We start from the raw sequence: 7643 nt of genomic DNA on the forward strand, positions 1-7643 counted from the left end.
TTGCCCGGCTTCATCACCACGATCGCCTTGACCGCCTCGCCCCATTGGTCATCGGGCACGCCGATCACGGCTACTTCGGCGATTTCCGGATGGTCGCAGATCGCGCTCTCGACCTCGGCGGGATAGATGTTCTCGCCGCCGGAGATGATCATGTCCTTGATGCGGTCGTGGATATAGAGATAGCCGTCCTGGTCCAGGTAGCCGGCGTCGCCGGTGCGCAGCCAGCCGTCGCGGCCCAGGGTCTTCGCGGTCTCTTCCGGTAGATTCCAGTAGCCGGCCATGTTGGACCCTGAACGGGTCGCGATCTCGCCGACTTCGCCCGGCGGCAAGGGGTTGCCGTCAGCATCGAGGATAGCGAGCTCGACGCCGGGCAGCGCCTTGCCGGCCGAACGCATCCGCTCCAGCCCCTCGACGTGATCTTCCGGCGGCAGCGCGACGATGGTGCCGGTGGTCTCGGTCATGCCGTACATCTGCACGAAGCCGCAGCCGAACACCTCGATGCATTCCTTCAGCAGTGCCGCCGGGATCGGCGAGGCGCCATAGAGCATGTATTTCAGGCGCGAGAAATCCACCTTGCGGGCACGCGGTTGCCGCACCACGAACTGCATCGCGGCAGGCACCATGAACAGTTTTGTGATGCCGGACTGTTCGAAGAAATCCAGCACTTTTGTCGGGTCGAATTCCCTGGCGATCACGCCCTTGGCGCCGTGATAGAATCCCATCACGCCCCAGCCGGAGCCGCCGATGTGGAAGATCGGCATGGCCACCAGCGAGACGTCATCCTCGAACCATTTGTTCCAGTCGGGCTTTTGGTCCGTGCCGGTCTCCACCAGGTTGAAGAAATTGGCATGCGACAGCATTGCGCCTTTCGGCTTGCCTGTCGTGCCGGAAGTATAAAGCTGGATCGCGATGTCCTGCCGGCTGATCGGGACTTTCGGATCGTCGCTGCTCTGTGCCTCGCGCCACGCCATGTAATCCAGCCATTCCGGTGCGCCGCCCTCGGTCGTGATGACGGCGCGCAGGTCAGGCAATTGCGATTTGATGTTGCGGACATGGGTCACGAACTCGGGTCCGACGAACAGCACGGGCGCCCTGCAATCCCCGACGATGAAGGCGATCTCGGGTCCGGCCAGCCGCCAATTCACCGGCGCCATCACCACATTGGCTTTGACCGCACCCAGCAACAGCTCGAAATAGATATCGCTATTCTCGCCGAGGTAGGCGATACGCTGGCGCGGCTCGACCCCGAGCGCCTTGAGTCCGTTGGCGACGCGATTGGTCTTGGTATCGAACTCCGCAAAACTGGTCAGGCGGCCTTCGAACTCGAAGGCAATGGCATTGCCACGGTTCTTTGCCAGCGTCCGCACCATATCGGCGAGGTTGGCCGGTTCCCGGATGTCAGACATTCTGTTCCCATGGCTTTATGGGTTTGCCGCCGCAATATTGGCGGTGTCGCGCGGCAAAGGCAATGCGGGTCACCCCCTTGCGGCGCGGTCCTTCTCGTTTTGCGCCTTGATCGCGTCCCTGGCCTCGGCCCAGTCGGCATCTTTCCAGTCGCGCAATGAATAAAAATTGCCGCCCATGGCCAGCGCTTGGCCGCCGTCCATGGCGATGGTTTCGCCGTTGATCCAGTCGCAGCCGCCGGAAATCAGGAACACTGCCAGGTTCTGCAGTTCTTCCATCTTGCCGACGCGCCCCATGGGATTGACCGCGATGGTGCGGGCGCCGGCTTCGTCGCCGGGTTTTATCCGTTTGCTCATGCCTTCGGTCGGAATCTCGCCCGGGGCAATGGTGTTGAGCCGGATGCCATAATGTCCCCATTCCGCAGCCAGCGACATCGTCATGGCGTGGATGGCGGATTTGCTCATCGCGGAGGGCACCACATAGGGGCTGCCGTTGCGAACCCAGGTCACGGTGATCGACACCACGTTGCCGGGGTGTTTCCCGGCGATCCAGCGCCGGCCGACCGCGTGCGTCACGTAAAAGGTGCCGTGCATGACGATGTTGGCGACGGCATCGAAGCCGCGCGGCGAAAGCTCCTCGGTACGCGAGATAAAATTGCCGGCGGCGTTATTGATGAGATCGGTGAGGGGACCTTGGGCGAAAATGGTCTCGACCATCTCGTCGACCGCGAGCGGGTTTCGGATATCGACCCCATGGCTCGTGACCCGGCCGCCATGGAGGTCCATCAGTTCGGTCGCGGTCTCGTCGCACACGCCTTTGCGGCGGCCGCAGATATGGACATCGGCGCCGAGCTGAAGGAAGCGCGCCGCCATCGACTTGCCGAGCCCGGTGCCGCCGCCGGTGACAAGAATGCGCCGGCCGGCGAGAAGCTGTGCGTTGAACATGGTGTTCCACCCTGATGTCCGTTCATTGGTCGATTGACTAAATCCGGACAACGGCTTTCTGTAAAGCTGCAACCACCAGGAAGTGAAGGGGAGATTTTGCATGGAAGAGCGTGTTTCGGTGTCGATTTCGGATGGTGTTGCGGATGTTCGCCTGGTGCGGGCCGACAAGATGAACGCCCTCGATGCCGCCATGTTCGATGCGCTGGTGGCCACTTCCGAACGGCTCGCCTGCGAAAAGGGCCTCCGGGCGGTCGTCTTGTCCGGCGAAGGCCGCGCCTTTTGTGCCGGCCTGGACATGGGCCGGTTCGCGGCCATGAAAGAGAAAGGGGGTAACGGGATAGCGGGAGGGGAACAACGCGACCTCGCTGCGCGCACCCATGGACAAGCCAATTTCCCGCAAGCCGCCGTGTGGGGATGGCGGCAGCTACCGGTGCCGGTCATTGCCGCGATCCAGGGCGTGGCGTTCGGTGGCGGCTTCCAGCTCGCGCTGGGCGCCGACATGCGATTTCTCGCCCCCGATGCGCGGATGTCCATCATGGAGATCAAATGGGGGCTGGTACCGGACATGGCGGGGACACCGATCCTGGCGAGCCTCGTGCGTGACGACATCCTGCGCGAGCTGACCTTTACGGGCCGGATTTTCTCGGCGCAGGAGGCCCTGAGTTACGGCTTGGCGACCCGGATCTGCGACGACCCGCACGCCGCGGCCTGCGAGGTCGCACGCGAAATCGCCGGCAAGAGTCCGGATGCGATCCGCGCCGCCAAGCGTCTCTTGAACAATCTGACCGTTGATCCCGGACCGGCGCTGTTGGCCGAATCGGTCGAGCAGCAGAACTTGATCGGCAGTCCCAATCAGCTCGAGGCGGTACGCGCCAACATCGAAAAGCGGGCGCCACGCTTCAACGACGTTTGACTCCCTACCCTCCGTCGATGGCCCGGCTTGTCCCGGCCATCCACGGTTTCACTTGCTAAAGTAAGACGTGGATCACCGGGACAAGCCCGGTGATGACGACAACCCAAATTCTCCTGCGGTAATGAATAGGGAAATGACCGAAACGCCATCGCTCTTCCTCGGCATCATCTCAGGCACCCGACGGCGCGGTCACGCCGAGGTGGCTGAACGCGCCGACCGTATCGCCGGCGGATTGCACAGGCTTGGCGTCAGCCAGGGCGACTGCGTGTGTATCCTGATGCGTAATGACATTGCCTTCATCGAAGCGGCCTATGCCGCGATGCGGCTTGGCGCTTACGCGGTCCCGCTCAATTGGCACTTCAAGCCGGAGGAAGTCAGCTACATCCTCGGGGATTCCGGGACCGCTGTCCTGATCGGCCATGCCGACATGCTGCATGGCCTGCGTGACGCGATTCCCGCCGGTATAAAGGTGCTCAGCGTGCCGCCGCCGCCTGAAATCCTTACGCATTACACGATTGCCCCCGATCATCTCGCCACGCCCGACTTCGCGACCGACCTGGAATCCTGGCTCGAACAGCAGCGGCCTTACGATGGGCCGGCGCTGCCGCAGCCGCAGAACATGATCTACACCTCGGGCACGACGGGGCATCCCAAGGGCGTAAGGCGCCATGCACCGACGCCGGAGCAAAGCGCTTCGATGGAGCGGATGCGCGCCATGATCTACGGCCTTCAGCCGGGGGCGCGAACGCTCTTGCCAGGACCGCTGTACCACTCCGCGCCGAATTCGTTCGGCCTGCGCGCGGGCCGCCTCGGCGGCGCGCTGGTATTGATGCCGCGGTTCGAGCCAGAGGAATTGCTGCGGCTGATCGAGGCCGAGAGGATCGACACCATCTTCATGGTGCCGACCATGTTCATCCGGCTGATGAAGCTGCCCAAAGCCGTGCGACGGAGATATGACATGTCGTCGCTGCGTCATGTCATCCATGCCGCCGCCCCCTGTCCGGCCGACGTCAAGCGCGCCATGATCGGCTGGTGGGGGCCGGTGATCTGTGAATTCTACGGCTCTACCGAGTCCGGCGCGGTCACGTTTGCCAGTTCCGACGACGCGCTGACAAAGCCCGGCACCGTCGGCCGGATCGCGCCCGGCGCGGAGCTGCGCTTTATAGGCGAGGACGGAAGCGTGCTGACGCACGGCGAAATCGGCGAGATTTATTCGCGCATCGCCGGTAATCCGGATTTCACCTATCACAACAAGCCGGAGAAGCGCGCCGAGATCGAGCGCGACGGTTTTATCACGTCAGGCGATGTCGGCTATATCGACGCCGACGGGTATGTCTTCATCTGCGACCGCAAGCGCGACATGGTGATTTCAGGTGGCGTCAACATCTATCCCGCCGAGATCGAAGCCGCCCTGCATGCGGTTCCCGGCGTGCACGATTGTGCGGTTTTCGGCATCCCCGACGACGAATTCGGTGAGGCGCTGATGGCGGCAGTGGAGCCGCAAGCCGGGGTGATGCTGGACGCGGCGGCGATCCGGGCCCAGCTCAAATGCTCGCTGGCCGACTACAAAGTGCCGAAGCACATCGAAATCCTCAACAATCTGCCGCGCGAGGATTCCGGCAAGATTTTCAAGCGGCGCCTGCGCGATCCCTACTGGGAGCGGGCGGGGCGGCGGATTTAGGCACGGTCCCGGCCGAGCCGACGGGCCCGGCGAGCTGAAGCGCCGAAATCGCCTTTTTCTTGGTCTTGCGCCGGGTCCGAAAACTTGCGACTCAAGGGGGCCGGGCAGTTTCTGGAGCAGCTCACCATGTCCCCCCAGATCATGCCTTCTGACACTGATTTGCGTTCCAACCGCGCCGAGGACGCCTCGGCGCTAGAAGAAGATGCCCGGCTGCGGAATGACATCCGCCTGCTCGGGCGCATCCTCGGCGACACCGTGCGCGATCAGGAGGGTGCCGACGTGTTCGACCTGGTCGAACGCATTCGGCAGACCTCGATCCGGTTCCACCGGGATGAGGACAAGCCGGCGCGGCGCGAGCTCGAGCTCATCCTCGACAGCATGTCGACCAGCCAGACCGTGCGTATTGTACGCGCCTTCAGCTATTTCTCCCACCTCTCCAACATCGCCGAGGACCAGAACAACATCCGGCAGATGCGGACGCGCTCCAGTGCCGGGGGAACGCCGCGCCCGGGAACGCTGGCGCTGACGCTGTCGCATGCGCGCGCGGCCGGCTTCAGCGCCGCCGACCTGCGCAAGTTCTTCGCAAGCGCCCTGGTCAGTCCGGTTCTGACCGCACACCCAACCGAAGTTCGCCGCAAGAGCACCATCGATCGCGAAATGGAGATCGCGGAGCTCTTGGATCGGCGCGAACGCATCCAGCTGACGCCAGAGGAGGTCACCGCCAGCGACGAACAGTTGCGCCGCGAGGTGCTGACGCTGTGGAAGACCAACCTGTTGCGTCGTACCAAGCTGACCGTGCTCGACGAGGTCGCCAACGGCCTGTCGTTTTATGATTACACCTTTCTGCGCGAGGTGCCGCGGCTGCATTGCGCGCTGGAGGATCGGCTCAACGAAGGCGACGGCGCCGCGTCGGGCGAACTGGCGTCGTTCCTGAGGATGGGAAGCTGGATTGGCGGCGACCGCGACGGCAACCCGTTCGTGACGGCGGAAGTGATGCGCGGAACGCTGAAGTTGCAGTCGAGCCGGGTGCTGCGCTTCTATCTCGAAGAACTGCACGTGCTCGGCTCCGAACTATCGCTCGCGGCACATCTCGCCGACGTCTCGAAGGATCTGCGCGCGCTCGCCGCGCGCTCGCCCGATACGTCGCCGCATCGAAGCGGCGAGCCTTATCGGCTGGCGGTGTCCGGCATCTATGCGCGGCTCACCGCAACCGCCGCGCGACTGGACGTGGAAACCACCCGGGCGCCGGTCGGCGAAGCCGCGCCCTATGCCGATGTCTCCGAGTTCAAGACCGATCTCGACATTATCTATCGTTCGCTGATATCGAACAATTCGCGCGTGATCGCGCGCGGACGGCTGCGCTATTTGCGCCGGGCCGTGGATTGTTTCGGCTTTCATCTGGCCAGACTCGATATCAGGCAGAATTCGGCTGTGCACGAGCGCACGGTCGCGGAACTGATCGACGCGGCCATGCCCGGCATGTCCTATCTGGCGCTCGGCGAAGAGGCGCGGATTGCGCTGCTTACCAGCGAACTGCGCAATACCCGGCCGCTGACGTCATCCTTCGTGAAATACAGCGAGGAGACCGTAGGCGAACTTGCGGTCTTCCATACCGCCGCCGAATCCCACGCCAAATTCGGCGCCGATGCGATCCCGCAATGCATCATCTCGATGTGCAAGGGGATGTCCGACATGCTGGAGGTCGCGCTGCTCCTGAAGGAGGCCGGCCTGGTCGATCCCTCGGGCCGCAGCGCGATCAATATCGTACCGCTGTTCGAGACCATCGAGGATTTGCAGGCCTCCGCCGGCATCATGGACCGGATGCTGTCGATTCACGACTATCGCAAACTGGTGGACAGCCGCGGCGCGGTGCAGGAAGTGATGCTCGGCTATTCCGACAGCAACAAGGATGGCGGCTTCGTCACCTCGGGCTGGGAACTCTACAAGGCCGAGATCGGCTTGATCGAGGTGTTCGAGCGCCACCACGTGCGCTTAAGACTTTTCCACGGCCGCGGCGGCTCGGTCGGCCGCGGCGGCGGGCCGAGCTATGACGCCATCATCGCGCAGCCGGGCGGCGCGGTGAACGGCCAGATCCGGATCACGGAGCAGGGCGAGATCATCTCCAGCAAATATTCCAACGCCGAGGTCGGCCGCAATAATCTGGAGGTTCTTGCCACCGCGACCCTGGAGGCAAGCCTGCTGCAGCCCAAGCACAGCGCGCCATCGGGAGAATATTTGAAGGCGATGGAGCAATTGTCGGCGCTGGCCTTCAAGGCCTATCGCGGGCTGGTCTATGAGACCGATGGTTTTGCCGAGTATTTCTGGGCTTCGACCGTGATCACCGAGATTGCCACGCTGAACATCGGCAGCCGGCCGGCGTCGCGCAAGAAAACCCGCGAGATCGAGGACCTGCGCGCCATCCCCTGGGTGTTCAGCTGGGCGCAGGCGCGCGTCATGCTGCCCGGTTGGTATGGCGTCGGGCAGGCGCTGGCCGCGTTCGGCGACGCGGGGCTGCTGCGCGAAATGCACGACTCGTGGCCGTTTTTCCGCGCCACCTTGGACAATCTCGAGATGGTGCTGTCCAAATCCGACATGAACATCGCCGCCCGTTATGCCGCGCTGGTCGAGGACCGGGGTCTCGCCGGCGAGGTGTTCGCACGAATTCGCGACACCTGGTCCGGCACGCAGGAACGATTGCTCG

The 7643-nt window shown here is 63.5% G+C and carries 5 protein-coding genes; 3 read left to right on the forward strand and 2 right to left on the reverse strand.

The window, feature by feature from the left end:
* Both ABSG20_RS24585 and ABSG20_RS24590 read right to left on the reverse strand, forming a co-directional pair.
* On the reverse strand, nt 1-1406 hold a 1406-nt coding region (locus ABSG20_RS24585; protein ID WP_423867099.1), incomplete at its 3' end, for a fatty acid--CoA ligase.
* A gap of 69 nt (nt 1407-1475) precedes the next feature.
* On the reverse strand, nt 1476-2348 hold the full coding sequence (locus ABSG20_RS24590; RefSeq protein ID WP_423867100.1) for an SDR family oxidoreductase: 873 nt from the start codon (nt 2346-2348) through the stop codon (nt 1476-1478).
* 100 nt (nt 2349-2448) lie between these two features.
* Here ABSG20_RS24590 and ABSG20_RS24595 point away from each other — a divergent pair, with 100 nt between their 5' ends.
* From ABSG20_RS24595 to ppc, 3 genes are all read left to right on the forward strand, one after another.
* The gene (locus ABSG20_RS24595) at nt 2449-3261 is read left to right on the forward strand and encodes a crotonase/enoyl-CoA hydratase family protein (RefSeq protein ID WP_423867101.1); all 813 of its coding nucleotides are present in this window, start codon (nt 2449-2451) and stop codon (nt 3259-3261) included.
* A 133-nt stretch (nt 3262-3394) separates the two neighbouring features.
* Nucleotides 3395-4942 carry an acyl-CoA synthetase gene (locus tag ABSG20_RS24600; protein WP_423867102.1) on the forward strand — a complete coding sequence of 516 codons (1548 nt, stop codon included), beginning with the start codon at nt 3395-3397 and terminating at the stop codon, nt 4940-4942.
* Between the two features lie 126 nt (nt 4943-5068).
* A partial coding sequence (ppc, locus tag ABSG20_RS24605) for a phosphoenolpyruvate carboxylase (RefSeq protein ID WP_423867103.1) occupies nt 5069-7643 on the forward strand: 2575 nt, incomplete at its 3' end.

The organism is Bradyrhizobium sp., assembly GCF_049512235.1.
Taxonomy (GTDB): Bacteria; Pseudomonadota; Alphaproteobacteria; order Rhizobiales; family Xanthobacteraceae; genus Bradyrhizobium.

Coding starts and splice junctions, on each gene's coding strand:
- ABSG20_RS24590 (WP_423867100.1), bottom strand. CDS start 2,348: ATGTTCAACGCACAGCTTCTCGCCGGCCGGCGCATTCTTGTCACCGGC.
- ABSG20_RS24595 (WP_423867101.1), top strand. CDS start 2,449: ATGGAAGAGCGTGTTTCGGTGTCGATTTCGGATGGTGTTGCGGATGTT.
- ABSG20_RS24600 (WP_423867102.1), top strand. CDS start 3,395: ATGACCGAAACGCCATCGCTCTTCCTCGGCATCATCTCAGGCACCCGA.